At 54.2% G+C, this 16171-nt stretch carries 15 protein-coding genes and 1 pseudogene; 12 read left to right on the forward strand and 4 right to left on the reverse strand.

The features are described 5' to 3' along the window. Positions 1–135 precede the first annotated feature (135 nt). The gene (locus AC2FMN_RS06120) at positions 136–732 is read left to right on the forward strand and encodes a Spy/CpxP family protein refolding chaperone (protein WP_496682619.1); all 597 of its coding nucleotides are present in this window, start codon (positions 136–138) and stop codon (positions 730–732) included. Positions 733–872: 140 nt separating this feature from the next. Here the strand turns inward: AC2FMN_RS06120 and mgrA are convergent, their stop codons facing one another. Then, complete coding sequence (gene mgrA, locus AC2FMN_RS06125; protein WP_496682647.1) at positions 873–1904, reverse strand: L-glyceraldehyde 3-phosphate reductase; 1032 nt, start codon at positions 1902–1904, stop codon at positions 873–875. 293 nt (positions 1905–2197) lie between these two features. Then, positions 2198–2955, reverse strand: a protein-coding gene (locus tag AC2FMN_RS06130) for an IS5 family transposase (RefSeq protein WP_496686967.1) whose coding sequence is annotated in 2 segments (ribosomal slippage) — positions 2198–2619 and positions 2619–2955 — 759 coding nt in all. Because the reading frame shifts where the segments join, the coding sequence is not laid out codon by codon here. 379 nt (positions 2956–3334) lie between these two features. Here AC2FMN_RS06130 and AC2FMN_RS06135 point away from each other — a divergent pair. Genes AC2FMN_RS06135 through AC2FMN_RS06145 form a run of 3 tightly spaced genes read left to right on the forward strand, consistent with a single transcriptional unit; the run spans position 3335 to position 4871 of the window. After that, positions 3335–3871 (forward strand): histidine phosphatase family protein, encoded by a 537-nt coding sequence (locus AC2FMN_RS06135; protein WP_496686968.1) that lies wholly within the window; start codon positions 3335–3337, stop codon positions 3869–3871. 24 nt (positions 3872–3895) lie between these two features. Then, positions 3896–4135: a hypothetical protein gene (locus AC2FMN_RS06140; protein WP_496686970.1), complete on the forward strand. Its 240-nt coding sequence runs from the start codon at positions 3896–3898 to the stop codon at positions 4133–4135. A 31-nt stretch (positions 4136–4166) separates the two neighbouring features. Further along, positions 4167–4871, forward strand: coding sequence for an IS6 family transposase (locus tag AC2FMN_RS06145; RefSeq protein WP_496686972.1), 705 nt, complete (start codon positions 4167–4169; stop codon positions 4869–4871). A gap of 63 nt (positions 4872–4934) precedes the next feature. Here the strand turns inward: AC2FMN_RS06145 and AC2FMN_RS06150 are convergent, their stop codons facing one another. Both AC2FMN_RS06150 and AC2FMN_RS06155 read right to left on the reverse strand, forming a co-directional pair. After that, positions 4935–5675, reverse strand: coding sequence for an outer membrane protein (locus AC2FMN_RS06150; RefSeq protein ID WP_496686974.1), 741 nt, complete (start codon positions 5673–5675; stop codon positions 4935–4937). A 75-nt stretch (positions 5676–5750) separates the two neighbouring features. Continuing rightward, the gene (locus tag AC2FMN_RS06155) at positions 5751–6863 is read right to left on the reverse strand and encodes an HlyD family secretion protein (protein WP_496682608.1); all 1113 of its coding nucleotides are present in this window, start codon (positions 6861–6863) and stop codon (positions 5751–5753) included. Positions 6864–7145: 282 nt separating this feature from the next. Between AC2FMN_RS06155 and AC2FMN_RS06160 the strand changes: the two genes are divergently transcribed. The 8 genes and pseudogenes from AC2FMN_RS06160 to AC2FMN_RS06195 all read left to right on the forward strand — a co-directional run bounded on the left by AC2FMN_RS06160 (position 7146) and on the right by AC2FMN_RS06195 (position 16131). After that, positions 7146–7724 carry a TetR/AcrR family transcriptional regulator gene (locus AC2FMN_RS06160; protein ID WP_496686976.1) on the forward strand — a complete coding sequence of 193 codons (579 nt, stop codon included), beginning with the start codon at positions 7146–7148 and terminating at the stop codon, positions 7722–7724. 86 nt (positions 7725–7810) lie between these two features. Next, positions 7811–9106: a guanitoxin biosynthesis MBL fold metallo-hydrolase GntH gene (gene gntH, locus AC2FMN_RS06165; RefSeq protein ID WP_496682603.1), complete on the forward strand. Its 1296-nt coding sequence runs from the start codon at positions 7811–7813 to the stop codon at positions 9104–9106. Positions 9107–9184: 78 nt separating this feature from the next. Next, positions 9185–10363 (forward strand): guanitoxin biosynthesis MBL fold metallo-hydrolase GntH, encoded by a 1179-nt coding sequence (gene gntH, locus AC2FMN_RS06170; protein WP_496686978.1) that lies wholly within the window; start codon positions 9185–9187, stop codon positions 10361–10363. 371 nt (positions 10364–10734) lie between these two features. After that, entirely contained in the window at positions 10735–12528 is a 1794-nt protein-coding gene (locus AC2FMN_RS06175; RefSeq protein ID WP_496686980.1) for a hypothetical protein, read from the forward strand. Beyond that, positions 12521–13822, forward strand: a complete 1302-nt coding sequence (locus AC2FMN_RS06180; protein WP_496686982.1) for a HupE/UreJ family protein — start codon at positions 12521–12523, stop codon at positions 13820–13822. The genes AC2FMN_RS06175 and AC2FMN_RS06180 overlap by 8 nt, the downstream gene beginning before the upstream one ends. Before the next feature lie 155 nt (positions 13823–13977). Beyond that, the gene (locus AC2FMN_RS06185; RefSeq protein WP_496682595.1) at positions 13978–14142 is read left to right on the forward strand and encodes a hypothetical protein; all 165 of its coding nucleotides are present in this window, start codon (positions 13978–13980) and stop codon (positions 14140–14142) included. A gap of 297 nt (positions 14143–14439) precedes the next feature. Further along, a complete protein-coding gene (locus AC2FMN_RS06190; protein ID WP_496686984.1) occupies positions 14440–15327 on the forward strand; it encodes an alpha/beta hydrolase in 888 nt (295 codons plus the stop codon). Positions 15328–15486: 159 nt separating this feature from the next. Then, positions 15487–16131, forward strand: a pseudogene (locus tag AC2FMN_RS06195) (IS6 family transposase). The last annotated feature ends 40 nt before the right edge of the window (positions 16132–16171 follow it).

Consider the following 16171-nt stretch of genomic DNA (forward strand, 5'->3'; position numbering starts at 1 on the left):
AACACCCCGAGTTCCGCTATGCGGACTTAGCCGCCATTCGTTATGGCGCGCGAACGACGGCTTGTGTACGACGCGGGAAAATTCATACTGTCTTTCTATTGGCGAATGCCGCGCTCTTTTTGTAGGGGAATGCCCATGAAATTCGTTTTGTCGATGGCGGTTGTTCTATCTGCGATGCCTTTGTCGGCGTTATCACAGGATGATGGGCACAAGCATGGTGGTACACCGTACGCCGGTTTCGAGACACGTGAGATCAAAAGCCTATCCAATCAAGATATAGCTGAGCTTCGCCGGGGCGGCGGTTGGGGACTGGCTCTTCCTGCGGAGTTGAACGGCCTTCCTGGCCCCGCTCATCTGCTGGAGCTTCAAGAAGAGCTTGCGCTTTCAAACGATCAAGTTGCTGAAATTACCGCGTTGTTTGAAGAAATGAGAACCGAAGCCATCGCGGCAGGAGAAAAATTCATCGCTGCTGAAGCTGCGGTGAGCGCAGCTTTTGAAGACACCGAAGTTTCAGAAGATGAACTCGCAATTCTTTTGGCTAAAGCTGCTGAAGCCCAAGCCGCTTTGCGTATGGTTCATTTGTCGAGACATCTCGCGACACCAGCTCTTCTGAGCGATGATCAGATCCGAAGATATAGCGTACTGCGCGGCTACTCAGATGATCCATGCGCCAATGTCCCAGAAGGGCATGACCCAACCATGTGGCGACGCCACAACGGTTGCGATGGGTAGGCCGATCTTCGTTCGTCTTGCAGATACGGAACTCTGGGCCGACGGCCCTTGTTAGCTGGTTGGTCGAACTAAAGGACATTTAATCCGCCAATAACTGTATGCTTTGAAGGGCGTGGGTTTTGCTTACGTTCTAAGGATGGTCATTCTGTTTCTGACGACCGCGCCCACAAATTGATATCTTCTTCCGAACTGATTTCATCGATCTTTTTGAGCTCGTCAGCACTGAAGTCGAGATTATCGACGACGCGTGCGCAATCGACGATTTGTTCCGGCCGGGACGCACCAATAAGTGCGGTCGTTACACGCCCACTTCTGAGCACCCAGGCCAGGGCCATTTGCGCCAGAGTCTGCCCGCGTTCCTCGGCCATGTCGTTCAGAGCACGGACACTTGCCAGAGACCGCTCGTTGATCATGCCATCGAGCAATGACTTCCCTTGCGTGGCACGGCTACCACTCGGAATACCGGTAAGATACTTGGAAGTCAGAATGCCTTGTGCCAGCGGCGTGAATGCAATCGATCCTACCCCAAGGTCGTCCAGTGTATCGAGCAAACCGTCCCGCTCTACCCAACGGTTGAGCAGGTTGTAGGAAGGCTGGTGAATCAAACAGGGCGTCCCAAGGTCGTTGAGAATTTTCACGGCCTCGCGCGTGCGTTGGGAGTTGTAGCTCGAGATGCCTGCGTAGAGCGCGCGACCCGACCGTACGATATAATCCAACGCGCCCATTGTTTCTTCGAGAGGGGTATCGGGGTCAAAGCGGTGGGAATAAAAGATGTCGACATAATCTAGCCCCATGCGCGCGAGTGATTGGTCACAGGACGCAATCATGTACTTGCGTGACCCCCATTCCCCATAGGGACCCGGCCACATGTCGTAGCCTGCTTTGGAGGAAATGATCAGTTCATCCCTGTAACCCGCGAAATCCGTTTTGAGGATCTCGCCAAATGCCTCTTCGGCTGAACCGGGTGGTGGACCGTAGTTGTTCGCCAGATCAAAGTGAGTGATCCCATGATCAAACGCGGTTCGACACATGGCGCGCTTGTTTTCGTGCGTCGAGTCCGCACCGAAATTATGCCACAGGCCTAGGCTGACAACCGGAAGCTTCACACCGGATCGCCCACATCGCCGATACACCATCCGCTCATAGCGGTTCAGCGCTGGGGTGTAAGGAATGGGTTTTGGCTTTGGCGGTCTTTGAGCTTTGGTCATGCGCACATAATCAATGGATTGTCGGGCCTGTCAAACGGATCACCTCCAGCAAGATCGACGCGACTCATTTTCATCCTATTGGTTAGCCTTGCTCCACGTGTGAAAGATTTCACGATCCGATCATTCGCATTCATCGCCAACTCTCAAACGCAGCTAATGAATCCTATGGCGAACTACACTGCGGCGATGAGAAAAACACAGCGGAAGATTTTGAGGCGTGAACCGGAAATTGCCGGTCTGTCGCTTAGGGTCAGGACTCATAGCCAGTAAATGACGAGTGCTGCGAGGGCGATGGCTGACAGGAAGACCTTCGGGCATCTGTCGTATCGCATTGCGACACGCCGCCAATCCTTCAGCCTGCCGAACATGATCTCGATCCGGTTGCGCCTCTTGTAGCGGCGCTTGTCGTACTTGACAGGTTTCTGCCGCTGCTTCCGGCCAGGGATGCAGGCGCCTATCCCTTTGTCTTTCAACGCTTCCCGGAACCAGTCGGCATCATATCCGCGGTCCCCGGGCAGCCAGTCGACATCGGGTGGGCTGCTCAGCAATGCGCGTGCGCCGATGTAGTCGCTGACCTGACCGGCGGTGACGAACAGGTTGAGTGGACGTCCCCGGCTATCGCAGATGGCATGCAACTTGGTGTTCATGCCGCCCTTGGTGCGGCCAATCAGGCGTCCACGCCCCCTTTTTTGACGCCCAAATTGGTCGCGGTCAGGTGGGCCTTCAGGTAGGTGGCGTCGATCATTATGGTCTTGTCTTCGCCGTGAGCGGCAGCCAGACCTGCCATCATCTGGGCGAAGATGCCTTTGTCGCTCCACCGCTTCCAACGGTTTTGGAGGGTCTTGTGTGGGCTATAGGCAGAAGGGGCATCGCGCCATCTCAACCCATTGCGATTAATGAAGATAATTTCACTCAACACGCGCCGGTCATCGACGCGGGGTTTGCCGTGGGACTTCGGAAAGAAGGGCTCGAGACGCGCCATCTGCGCGTCGGTAAGCCAGAAAAGATCAGACATGTTCACCGCTCGTTTTCGAGCCGTGAATCACGCTGCTGGACGAAAATCAATGGGTCCTGACCCTAGAGAAAAGTCTCCTGTTTCGGCAGACAGTTTCACCTTGTCTCGGAGCCGCAGCCGGACCAGGCCCGTTGCCAGCAACCGGCACAGCTCGGCGCGGCGTTCGGTCGGGGCCATCCGGTCGGGCGGCAGCGGGTTGGACCCAAGTCGCGATGTGTTGATCGTGTTTCGCATGGGGCAACGCTACCCGCGCGCCCGTCGAAAACAATGCAGTTCAATGGTTTGCGGGGATTAAGCGGAGGGAGGCGGACGCATGCGTAACGACCGCCGCCGGATTTTGTGGTCTGGAAAGCCAAGGCGGGCCGCCTAGGTTCTGCTCATGCGCCTAATCACATTCATCCTGCTTCTCCTGCCCGCATCGCTTTTTGCCAACGACTGGGACGCCCTGGAACAACCCGGCGCGATTGCGATCATGCGGCATGCTCTCGCCCCCGGAACGGGCGATCCCGCCAATTTCGAACTTGGGAATTGCGAAACCCAGCGGAACCTTGACGCGCGCGGCCGCAACCAGGCCCGCGCGATCGGTGCGGCCTTTCGGGAGCGTGGGATAGAGTTTGACCGGGTGCTGACGAGCCAATGGTGCCGGACCCGCGAAACCGCCGAACTTCTCGATCTCGGGCCCGTGGTGGACGCGCCCGCGTTGAATTCGTTCTTTGGCAGATACGAGCGAAGAGACAGTCAGACCCGCGACTTGCGGGCCTTGTTACGGGAACAGGATGGCCGGGTGATGCTGGTGTCGCACCAGGTCAATATTTCTGCGCTCGCGGGGCAAGCAACGCGATCCGGTGAGGTCCTGATCATCCGGCAGCACGAGGGCGACATCGAGGTTTTGGGCAGCATCCTGTTGGATCCCTGACGGACCCTTCGCGCCTTCGTTACCTTGATCCGTTTCGACGCAGCCTATCATGGTCTGTTCATGACCAACCGGCGGCAGTTCAACGACTATCCCCGGCTCACCGACTACGTCACGCGGATGCTCTACTTGCCCGGCGTGCGGGAAACGGTGAACATGGATCACATCCTGCAGGGCTACTATTCGATTAAGGCGCTCAACCCCAATGGGATCGTGCCGAAGGCACCCGATCATATCGCGGGGCGGTGTCAGAGGGAATCTGGTTGAGCGGAGCAGGGCGGTCTCATAGCGTCTTGGGATGACGAAAGACGACCCATTCAAGTATTTCCGAACCAGCCGCGAGATCATCCGCCTGGCGGTCATGATGTACGTGCGTTTCCCGCTGTCGCTCCGCAATGTCGAGGATCTGCTGCACGAGCGCGGTATCGACATCAGTCACGAATCCGTCCGGTTCTGGTGGAACAGGTTCGGCCCGATGTTCGCTTCCGAGATCCGGAAACGCCGGATCGAAGGGATGAAATCGAGCCGTTGGCGTTGGCATCTCGACGAGATGTTCGTGAAGATCAATGGGGAGCGGCACTATCTGTGGCGGGCGGTCGATCACGAGGGCGAGGTGCTGGAAAGCTACGTCACAAAGACCCGGTACAAGAAAGCCGCATTGAAATTCCTAAAGAAAGCAATGCGTAAACATGGTCGGCCCAAGGTTATCGTGACCGACAAGCTCCGGTCCTACGGTGCCGTTCTGAAAGAACTCGGCGCTGACGAGCGGCAGGAGAAGGCCCGCTGGGTGAATAACAGAGCTGAGAACTCGCACCTACCATTCCGACGACGAGAACGGGCAATGCAACGTTTCCGCCGGATGCGAAGCTTGCAGCTGTTCGTTCCCGTCCACGCCTCTGTCTGCAACCATGTCAATTCGGAGCGCAGCCTCTACTCAAGAGCCAACTTCAAGAAGAACCGCGCCGACGCTCTTGCAGAGTGGCGTCAACTCGGCGCGGCATAAGGGACAACGATCCTGCCCTTGTAGAGACCAGTTCGAATCTGTCTGACAGCACCCGGAGCCACACTAAAAACGGGCTTTTACACCAAAGACCGGACCATGCTGACTGACATCATAGGCAAACGGGCCGGTTGCCAGAGTCGTCGAGTAGTCCATACTGAAATAGCGGTAGCCGAAGAAGATAGACGTGCGGTCCCAAGGCTTCCAATCGAAGCCGGCATTTATTCCTACTTGAAGATCGTTGCCGCCTGCGCCAAAGCCGCCAAGATCGAACGATGCGATCGCTGCCCACTTTTCGTTCAATTCCCACATGCCGCGTGCGCCAACGACGGGTTCCCACCAGCCTTCGTCCCCGCCGAGTACAGGCGTCGGTACCGGTGATGTGATCGTGATCTCCTGCCGGAGCGAGTTGTAACGCGCGCCAAACTGCAGATCGAAGGCCTGCCGTTTCCCATTTGCACCTGTCAAATCTGCAAATTTGTAGCTTGCCATGAAAGCGGCCCATTTCTGCCGAATGTCAGCATTGAATGTCGCATTCGGGATCGGCAGCGCTCCGTCAGCTTCAAGGGCAACATAGTTAGCGTCGAAAATGAACCCCCAATCACCACGCCAAGCCTCGAAGCGACCGGCAGCAGCAAAGTCCAACAGGTCCAACGCATCTCCCAAGTCCAGATCAAGGGGCACAGAGGTTCCTGCGATGGTTGACGTGCCGCTGGTTCTTGCAGGAAGAAACGCATAAAAGGCCAATACATACCGCCAGTCTTGTTCATTTTGACCGGACCGCGAGAAGGGTTCAGCATGCGCCATGCCCGTCCACCCCAACGGCAGAAGGATTGTCAAAGCAAGAAGCCTGATTGAATTCATAAGCATTTAGATCCCTCTCTATAGATAATTCATTTGCTTGGTTAGCCAAAACAGAACGCGCGCTAGCGGCTCTATCGGCCCCGCTTCATCTGTGATCAGCATAGCAGTGCCACTCACACCAAGTTTCGTGGCGTGTTCTGGGAGATCACCTGGTAAAACAAGACGAACCACGAACTGATCGGCGCCCAGCAGTTGGCCGATTGAAGGCAGGGTCCCTGTCGCACCTCCCAGAGTTCCCTCAGCTGTTCCGGGAGCAATGGCGTCCACCGTCGTTTTAAACGATGTACCAGGCAGAGCTTGAAGGGCCACCGAAACCTCAGCACCTGGCAAAAATGCATGAGCCCCACTTTGGCTGAAAACACCTGTAAGTGCGCGCTGCTCATTCGGCACAAATGCGATCGCGGGCTGCAAGCTGGTTACTCGCTGACCGGCGCGAAGGGTCAAAGCCGTAATAATACCGTCTGAGGGGGCCAACACTTCGGTTTGCTCAAGATTCCATTTGGCAGAGGCAAGAGCTTGCTGCGCCTGAGCGACCGAAGCGTGCACTCCGTCCACTTGAGACGCAATTTGAATTTCAATTCCAAGTTTCCTTGCTTGTGCTGCGTCAAGACTGGCTTGCAGTTGCTCAATCTTTGATACGGCTTCCTGCATCTGGAATTCCGTGCTGGCACCTCGCTCTGACAACAGAACAAGATCATCTCGTCGTTGATACCCAAAGACGAGTTGTTCGTTGAGAAGATCGATGTCGGCCTCGGCACCTGCTAGGTCCGCTTGCAGACGCGAGACGCTGGATTGAGCATCAACAAGAGCCGCTTCAAGGCGCGCAACTTCCAGTGCGAATGGAGCGGGATCTATTCGAAAGAGCAGATCACCCTTTGCAATCCGAGTGTTTGACTCGGCTGCGACCTCTACGACAGTCCCCGACACATTTGGAGTAATTTCTATCGTGGTTCCCTGAACGGTCACGCGACCTGTTGGCGCAAGGTAGTTTAGTGCACCTATGACGACCAAGGCGATAACAAGGCCAATCGTAGCCACGACCGTCTTAGACACTCCATTCCAAGGCAACCATTTGAATACGCCGAAGATCAAATAAACCAGAAGGGCATAGAGGCTTAGAACAATGAGCACGTCTTAGCGTCTCCTACCAAACTTACAGTGAAGTGTTTGAAATTTGATGGGCAGAACAAACATTTTTTGCAGCAGCCGCAGCAACAGGTATTTGCACCACAGAAAGTGAGCGGTACGTGAAATGCCGCGCGACAGAGGGCGGTATCGCCAAAGCTGGAGAACCAACGTTCCTTTTTTGAGAGCAATTTTCGCACGAAGCCACCCAGCGATTCGACTACTCAATCATTAGTGTACGTTTCCGTCTAGTTGTCCACACCTTAGCAACTTGGTATAAAATCGCAAATGACCACGATCAAACCCGACCCTAACCCCTCAAAGGTCCGAGTGAGCAAGTCTGATTGGCTTGCAGCTGCACTGGATGTTTTAAAGAACGACGGCATCGAAGCTGTACGGGTCGAGCGGCTCGCCGCCAAGCTTGGAGTTTCCAAGAGCGGTTTTTACTATCACTTCAAAGACAAAAGTGACCTGCATCAGAAGATGATGGACTATTGGCTCGGGCTTGATGCATCCCCAATCCTCCGAGAGCAGGTCTATAAGTCTCGAACACCCCAAGCTCGATTGCGAGTGATCTCTGAAATAGTCGAGCAATCCGAGCTAAATCTTCTGGACAGTGCGATGCGGCAATGGGCCCGACGAGACCGGGATGTCCGTCGTGTGTGGCGCCGAGAAATGAAAAAAAGGTTAGCGCATATACGCAGCATTTTTTCGCTGCTGGGTTTCGAGGGTGATGATCTTGAAATGCGGGTGCGTGTCTTCGTGAGCTATCAACTCAGCGAACAAGAGTTGTTTTTTGACCTGTCGAAAAAGGATCGTGACCGGTTACGTGATTTGCGCATCGCGCTTCTTTCGAAGGCTTTATAGGGCATCCGCCCTGAATATTATTTCTAGACTGTACCGTACATATCAAGCTATTCTCCCTGGCAGGCGCGCTGACAGGGGGGAATGAAATGAAACTCAAGGACAAACTCGGCCTATCGACAACAGCTTGCCTTTCTTTGGTCTGCGCTGCTGCGGTGCTTGTCTTAATGCATAGAGCAGAAGTACCGTTTTCGGGAGCCGCCCATGCTGCCGGTGGTGTCGTTGAAAGCCGCACCGGTACGGCGCCGGATCGTTACGTTTACTATCCAGGCACCGAAGAGCTGTCGCCTGGCGAGGTGCGCGTCGTCGCCTGTGGCACTGGGATGCCAGATCAGCGGCGCGGTCAGGCTTCGGCTTGTTTCCTGTTCGAGTTCGGCAATGGGGAGAAGTTCATCTTCGACATCGGTACCGGCTCGATGCGTAATATCAATGCCCTGATGATTCCGTCGGAGTTCCTGACCAAAGTCTTCATCAGCCACCTGCACACCGACCACTGGGGCGATCTCGACGGTCTTTGGGCCGGCGGCTGGACATCCGGCCGCCCGGTGCCGCTTGAGATCTGGGGTCCGAGCGGGCAAACACCCGAAATGGGAACCGCCTATGCCATCGACGGTTTCATGCGAGCTTACAACTGGGACTTTCAAACGCGCTCGTTCAAGATCACCCCGATCCCGGGCACGATCACGGTGCACGAGTTCGACTATCGGGCAGAAAACGCAGTGATCTATGACGACGGCGAGATTGTCGTACGCTCGATTCCGGCAATCCACACTGGCGACGGGCCGGTCAGTTACATCATCGAATACGCCGGGCTCAAGCTGGTCTTTGGCGGAGACACCTCGCCCAACAAATGGTTCGTCGAATATGCCAAGGACGCCGATTTCGTGATCCACGAAGCCTTCGCTACGCCGGAATTCTTTATGAAGGATTATGGTCAGCCGGCACAGCTCGCCTGGCGGGCCTGCTGCGAATTCCACACCTCCGGCCCGGCCTTTGGCAAGGTGATGAGCGAGATTCAACCAGGTCACGCCGTGGCCTACCACACGATGGAAGAGGCGCATCAGGAACTTCTGTTGAAGATCCGCTCTACCTATGATGGGCCGCTGTCGATCGCGATGGACATGATGACGTGGAATATCACTGCCGATGGCGTGACCGAGCGCATGGCAGTCTCTGCTGACCGGGCCAGCGCGGTGCCGGGGCCGACCCGCCAGCCGCCACCAGACCCGTCCATTCCGGATCCAATGAGCGACTTCATAAAGGCCGGTGAGTGGGCCCCTGGCTTCAATGCGCAAAACGATATGCTTGACGAGTTCCGGGACGAAAACGGTCTAGCCGACGTCGACTGGCGGCCTGCCAAGCCGTGGTACGAGCCGAACGAGTAAGGCCGCGCAGCGCGGGCCGGGAAGTCGGCCTGTTCTTTTTCAAAACACTTGTATCTTGAAGGCGGAGATTTAAACGAGATGAAACACCACAAAATAATTGGGCGTGGAACCTTTCTGCTTTTTGGCGCGCTGGTAAGTGCACTTTTGAACCTCGGTCTTCATGGGATTGCAGAGGCGCAGGAGGAAACCTCGACCGCCTGGTACCCACGAACAGAATCCGTTGGACCAGATGAAATGTTCATCGTCGCGCTCGGCACTGGCATGCCGACCCCCATCACTCGAGCGCAAAAATCAACGGCATGGTATGTCGAACTGGGCAACGGCGACATCTTTCTCTTTGACCTTGGCAGCGGATCAACTGAAAATCTTTTTGCGTTGCGTCCTGATTTTCATAGGGTGGACAAAGTCTTTGTCAGCCACTTACACACTGACCACGTGGCGGATACTGCTGCCTTGTGGATTGGCGGCTGGCTTAGCGGACGGTACACTCCGCTTCACGTCTATGGCCCGTCAGGGGCGACACCCGAGTTAGGCACTGCAGCTTTTGTTGACGGCCTTACAAAGGCGTACGCTTGGGATGTAGCCGGGCGAGCCGGGGTTCTGCCCGATGAGGGAGGCAAGCTGATCGCGCATGAGTTTGATTTCAAACAGATCAACGAGGTCGTATACGAGGAAAATGGTGTCAGGATCACATCGTTCCCGGCCGTGCATTCGCTTGATGGTTCTGTCAGCTATCGGCTCGAATGGAATGGCCTGAGCTTTGTATTCGGCGGCGACTCGGCGCCCAACAGTTGGTTCATTGAGTACGCGAAGGGCGCGGACTTCGTTATCCACGAATGTTTCTACACCCCGGAAGGACTAGCCGCTACGCTCGGTTGGGATCTGCGTCAAGCAACCTTCGTTTCGTCATACATTCATACCCCACCTTCGGGATTTGGGAAAATTATGGCAGAAGTGAAACCGCGTCTTGCCATTGCGTATCACACAATACGTCAACCGGAGCTGGACCAGCTGATGCTCGAAGAAATTCGTGAAGTGTACGATGGACCGCTTATGATTGCTGATGATCTTATGGCATGGACAGTCACGCAGGAAGAAATTATTCAGCGCGAAGTCGTTAGTGCCGAACGCGTGCAGGCACCGCCAACCACGACGGGGTATATGGAAGCGAAGCGCAGCGGCGAAGCAACTTATTCGGAATTCACGGCAAGCGGAAAATGGGAGGGATACACGCCCCCTCCGCTTCCTGAGCGCTAATCCAGAAAAAGCGGCCGCCACTCACGTTGTATGCTCAGTGGCGGATCGCTAAACTTTTGAACAGCTCCTTCAAAATAATGCACTAATGCCGGATTTATTTGGGGTGTTCTGTGCATTCTTTCTGCAACGGGCGAACATGTTGCTAGTCTTCAAAGGGTAAGAAAATGCAAAAATTTTTTGGATCCCAATCCGCAAAGCTTACGGCTGTCAGAAGGCTTGGGCTTTCGCCAAAAACGACTTGAGTTACTGGCGCTGAACCAGTCCGATAGCAGTATCGCTTGAGCGTGCAGATACCTAAAAGTTGTTGAAGTTCAAACTTTTTCAGGCGCAAATAGGCATATCAGCGGCACGGATTTCGTATAGTCAAAAACATGCATCTGTATTTGAAATCCCTACAATTTTTGTTGTCTCTGGCCATCTGGAGCGTGATGTTTTCGATCCCATTGCGCGCGGACTACATTCAGTACAATGGAGCAGAGGTCGCGCCAAATATCGCTGAGATTTTCATTGCTCCGGATGGGGTGCGTGTGCAACTGGAAGTCTACGTGGGCGACATCGAACATTTTTCGGATCTTGTTCCGGACGATTGGTTCGACGATGTCAGCGCCCGCAAATCCGAAAGCGAGCGCGCTGAACGCTTTTCACGCGACGGGCTGACCATCCGGAGAGACGACGAAAGCCGTCTGCCCGTATCCATAAACCTCGTTGAACCGAGGTTTCGCATTGATCGTGGATCACCACTTTCCGGGCAACGCAATCCGTTAACTGGACAAATTATGCCTTCGGCGCCCGAGGACACCAGGGTTCTTTATGCTGAATTATTCTACAGTTTCGAAGGGGATGCGCCGGCAGCAATTTCTTTTGCTCCACCGTTGCAGGACGGTAGTCCGGTTGCATCCATCGGTTTCATTGTTCGTGACCGTGGCATACCGGTGGCCAATTTCGGTTTCCTTTCAGACTCGATACGCCTCAACATAGATTGGGACGACCCGTGGTACTCCAAATTCGACAACCCGAGTCTAACCCGCCATCATAAGTCTGGCGCGACAACCTACATTTATGTTGAACCGAGGGAAGTGCGGCACGAAACACTGATACGTTTGCGTGATCTCGCCCCTTGGCTCGGGCTTAACTTTAAAGGCGGGGCGGCGTTGAGCCCAGAGCAGCAAGCAGACGTATTAACCCGTTCGCTCGAGTTTTTGGCAGGGCGAAATCACATCGAAATTGATGGGCGTTTGCAAGAAGCAACGTATCGGCGCGGTGCGATACTAACAATGGATGTCACCGGGTTGGAAGTTGTACGTGAAAACACCGAGGTGAACGTTGATGAAGCGTTTGTTGGTGTCATATACTCATTCCCCCACCGTGACCTTCCCAAGGAAGCTGTCGTCACTTGGGATATGTTCAGCGACCGAATAAAAAATGTTCCTGCAACCCTGTCGGACCCTGCAGGTCCATTCTTAAGCGGCGCGAACTCCGATGATCCAGTCGTTCGCTGGACCAATCACCTTTTGACCTACGAAAGCCCTCAAGTGGAACCCGTCAAGTCTGGTGGAGTTGGCAGTTTGCGAATGCCAGTAGTGTCTGTGCTAACGGTGCTTTTGGCCGTTGCAGCCGGATCACAAGCGTTTCTGAAAAAGGGGCTTTCCCGCGCGGTAATGTTTGGTGTGGCAATTGCCAGTTTGGCGGCAGGATACACTCTCCGTGGCGCAGGTGTTGTGCAGGTGCGCAACCCCATAAGCATGCAGCCCGACCAGGAGGTAGCTACCGACGCTTTAAGACGACTGTTGGAAAATGTGAACAACGCGAATTTGGAAATCACTCCAAAGGATCGTCAGAACGAGTTGGCGCAGATAGTTTTACACACCGAACTAGCTGAGGTTGCGGCGGAACTAGATCGCGCATTGGCTGTGCGTGTTCCGGGCGGCGGGGTCGCGCGGGTTACAAGCCTCGAAGAAGTCTTTTTGGACGACATAGCTCAACTGGAAAACGGATTCGGATTCCGAGCCGTCGCGAGTTGGACCGCCGAAGCCACTGCTGCGCACTGGGGGCACAGCCATCGCCGGCCAATTCTATTCCGTGCGCTTGTCGAGGTCGTGGAAGACGGCGGCTATTGGAAATTACAAGGTATTACCGTGTTAGAGGCGCGCGTAAAAAATGCTTAATCTGCGGAGTCTGATCGCTTTTCGTGGTTTTCTTTTTGCACTGCTTGCGCTGGCACTTGCTTTGACCGATACGGCGCCTGCCACGGCGCATTTCCTGTTAAACTTAAATGTTCGTATTCTTCATGTTGAGCATCTGCCAGATGGGCTCCGTATCCACATGCGGACACCGATGCCGTATCTCGTGGCAGACAAAATAGGTGAAGTCGACGATAGCGCTCTTCCTGAGCCTGCACCATTTACCAGCAACGCATTCGAAGATGGGCAAGTTGTACATTTTCTTGACGCGGCCAAGGTCGCCTCGGATCCGAAGGGGCTTGGTCGTATCGCAGAAGAGGCTCTATTGATAAATGTCAACGGGCTACGTCTGCGCGGCGAGGTCGAAAGTGTCCGTTTGCACGCTGTCGGCCGAGAGCCAGGCTTTGCAACGCTTGACGAAGCTCGCGCCGTATTCGCGCTAGATACGAATGTTTCGAATCTCCCAACGCCGCTTTATGTGGGCGACTCTGTAGTGGATATTCAGTTACGATACTTTTCCGAAGTGTCAGATTTAGCCTATTCACTCTCCAGTGGATTGAATCCAAATCTACCGGATCAGGAGAACACAGCAAATCTGATCATTGACTATGGCCCCGGTCAGCCAAAGGTCTTTCGTACACGCGGCCTTCTTGACGAACCTGTTGAAATATCGCGGTCGCAGGCAGCGGCCATTCTAACCTTTGTCTGGGAAGGTGTACGTCATATCCTAGAGGGCTTGGACCATGTTCTCTTCGTCATTTGCCTTGTACTTGGGGCTGCGACATTTAGATCGCTGTTGTGGCGGGTCACCGGCTTCACTGTCGGTCACAGTGTTACACTGGCACTGGGGTTCTTTGGCTACGTTCCAAAAGGGAACTGGTTCGTGCCGGCAGTCGAAACCGGAATAGCGCTATCGATTATCTATGCTGGATTGATCGCAATCCGACAACCTTCCGAAAACGAGGGGCCTGAGCTCAAAATCATTCTTGTTACGTTCGGCATCGGTCTCTTGCACGGGCTGGGTTTCAGTTTTGTCTTGCAGGAGATATTACAGGTGACCGCACCAAACATTTGGCAGAGCTTGCTGGCATTCAACGTAGGCGTCGAGTTGGGCCAATTTCTTATCGTGCTAGCCATTTGGCCGTTGTTTGGACTGGCCAACAGATATGCTGCCCATCTTGGAAGACTTACTCGCCAAGTTACCGCGACAGCGTGCGTCGGGATTGCTGTCTACTGGACAATTGACCGTGTCTCTCAACTCGCAGCGAGCTTTGCTTGAAGACTGATTTGTCCTCAATAACTCTGAACTCTACAACTTGGCTTGCGGCAAACATCGACGTAGATTTTTCGGATAACGCCCGCTAACTTTGTGGACGGTTGCGTACAATATACTGCTGATCCGACCATCCGACAAAGAGAACTATGGCATAGATCATGTACGTCGCCGTCAAAAAACTGTTCGGACCAGGATTGGACAAGACTTGGCAGCTTGGTACGGAAAAAACCCTGTTATTGAACTATGCTATGGCAATTGACTACCCACGCACCGACAGCGCTACGCAGTTTTGCCTTGGAGCGGAAGATGCTTGCGCGATTTGACTGGAGGACCGTTTGCACCTAGCCAAAACCTTCACAATATTCTGGTCGTTCGCTTTGCGCAGCGCACCTGTGCGGTGTTTGAATTTGCGGGTGTTGTTAACGTGCTTCCTTCCAGTAGTTATCGCCGGGTGCGCCATACCTCGAAATCTTGTTGGCATTGGAGAGCCTCTCTCGAACGAAAGCGATTCAATAAGTGCAGCAACGCATCGAATTTATGTTGCGACCACGAGAGCCCCATCTGATGACGAAGGTGTATTTTTCTCTGGAGGTCGGTCCGAAAGTCTGCACTTCGCCTCGGTGGATGTCTCGATCCCGCCAAATCACCAGCCTGGAGAAGTAAGCCTTCCAAGAAATGGCCCACCAGATCCGTTGAAGCATATTGTGCTCCACAATCCCCAGCGGATAACCGGTGCTGCCTCTTTCGCCGATGTAATCGACAGCGCCGCGACAACTCGAAATATCACTAGGCGTTCGGCTTTGGTATTTGTTCACGGTTACAACACCAACATGACCGAAGCTATTGCTCGATTTGCACAGCTAGTTGAAGACACCGGTTATCAAGGCATTCCTATACTTTTTTCATGGCCTTCGACGCGTCGAACCATCGACTATGTTGCTGATATTAACAGTGCAGCAATTTCTAGGGATGCCATGGTTCAGGTAGCTCTGTTGCTTGAAACTACGCGGGTCAACGGCTTCGACATCGTTGCACATTCGATGGGTAACTTCCTGACAATGGAAGCGGTGCGCACAATGGCGCTTCAAGAAAACCTGGAAGCTCTAAACAAGTTGAACACCATTGTCCTCGCGTCGCCTGACATCGATGTAGACCTCTTTGTCCGGCAGTTGGCCACTGTGCCAAACGAAGAGCGAAGAAAGTTCGTAATTCTGATGTCTAGAGACGACAAAGCTTTGCGGGTCGCACGTATGGTTGCCGGTAATCAACCACGTCTGGGAGCCGCAGATCCACAGTCCATTAGCCAGTTCGGATTGACAGTGATTGACTTGACTGAGATTGAAGACACCACGAGCATAAATCACTCTAAATTCGCCAATTCCCCGGAGATCGTCCAACTTCTTGGTCAACGGCTTGCCAAAGGTGACGCGCTTTCGACGGAGGAAAACGCCGGCGGCGTTTTCATTCAGAAGGTCGGTGGTGTGATAGATGTCTTTCAGCTTCCTTAATGACTGCAGGAAACTACCAATTTGGCGGCATTGTTATTTCTTTGACCTTGTCAGATAAACCGGCTTGAGACGGGGAGGGCGGTTTTGTGGCGTCCGGCCGTGACCAAACGATCGCCGCTCCGCTATTTCAAGACCTCGCCCCAGATCATCCGGTTGGCGATGATGCTGTATGTTCGGTTCCCGCTGTCGCTCCGAAACGTGGAAGATTTGCTAGACGAGCGCGGCATCGACGTGAGCCACAAGGCCGTTCGGTTTTGGTGGCACAGGTTTGGTCCGAAGTTCGCCGCCGAGATCAGAAAACGACGTATCGAGGGGATGAAGTCGAGTTGCTGGTGGTGGCATTTGGACGAGATGTTTGTGAAGATCAAGGGCGAGCGGTACTACCTTTGACGGGCTGTCGATCACGAAGGAGAAGTTCTGGAGAGCTTCGTCACGAAGAAGCGTGACAGGAAAGCCACGTTGAAATTTCTAAGAAAAGCAATGCAAAAGCACGGTCGCCCCGAAGTGATCGTGACTGATCGGCTCAGGTCGTTTGGCGCTGCTCCAAGAGAGATTGGTGCGGAGCAGCGTCTGGAAACGGGGCGCTTGTTGAGCAACCGCGCTGAGAATTCGCATCTGCCGCTTCGACGAAGAGAACGGGCGATGTTGCGTTTCAGGCGGATGCGCAGTTTAGAGAAATTCGCCGCCATTCACGCCTCAGTTCTAAACTTGTTCAACTCAGAGCGCAGCCTGTCTTCTAGAACAAATTGCAATCTTAACAGCGCTGCCGCTATCGCAGAGTGGCGCGGTTTCTGCACCGAATAAAGTGCAGGCATCCTGCCCTTTGTGAGACTGGTTCGCACTA

This window comes from Ruegeria sp. BHSC037 (assembly GCF_059613045.1).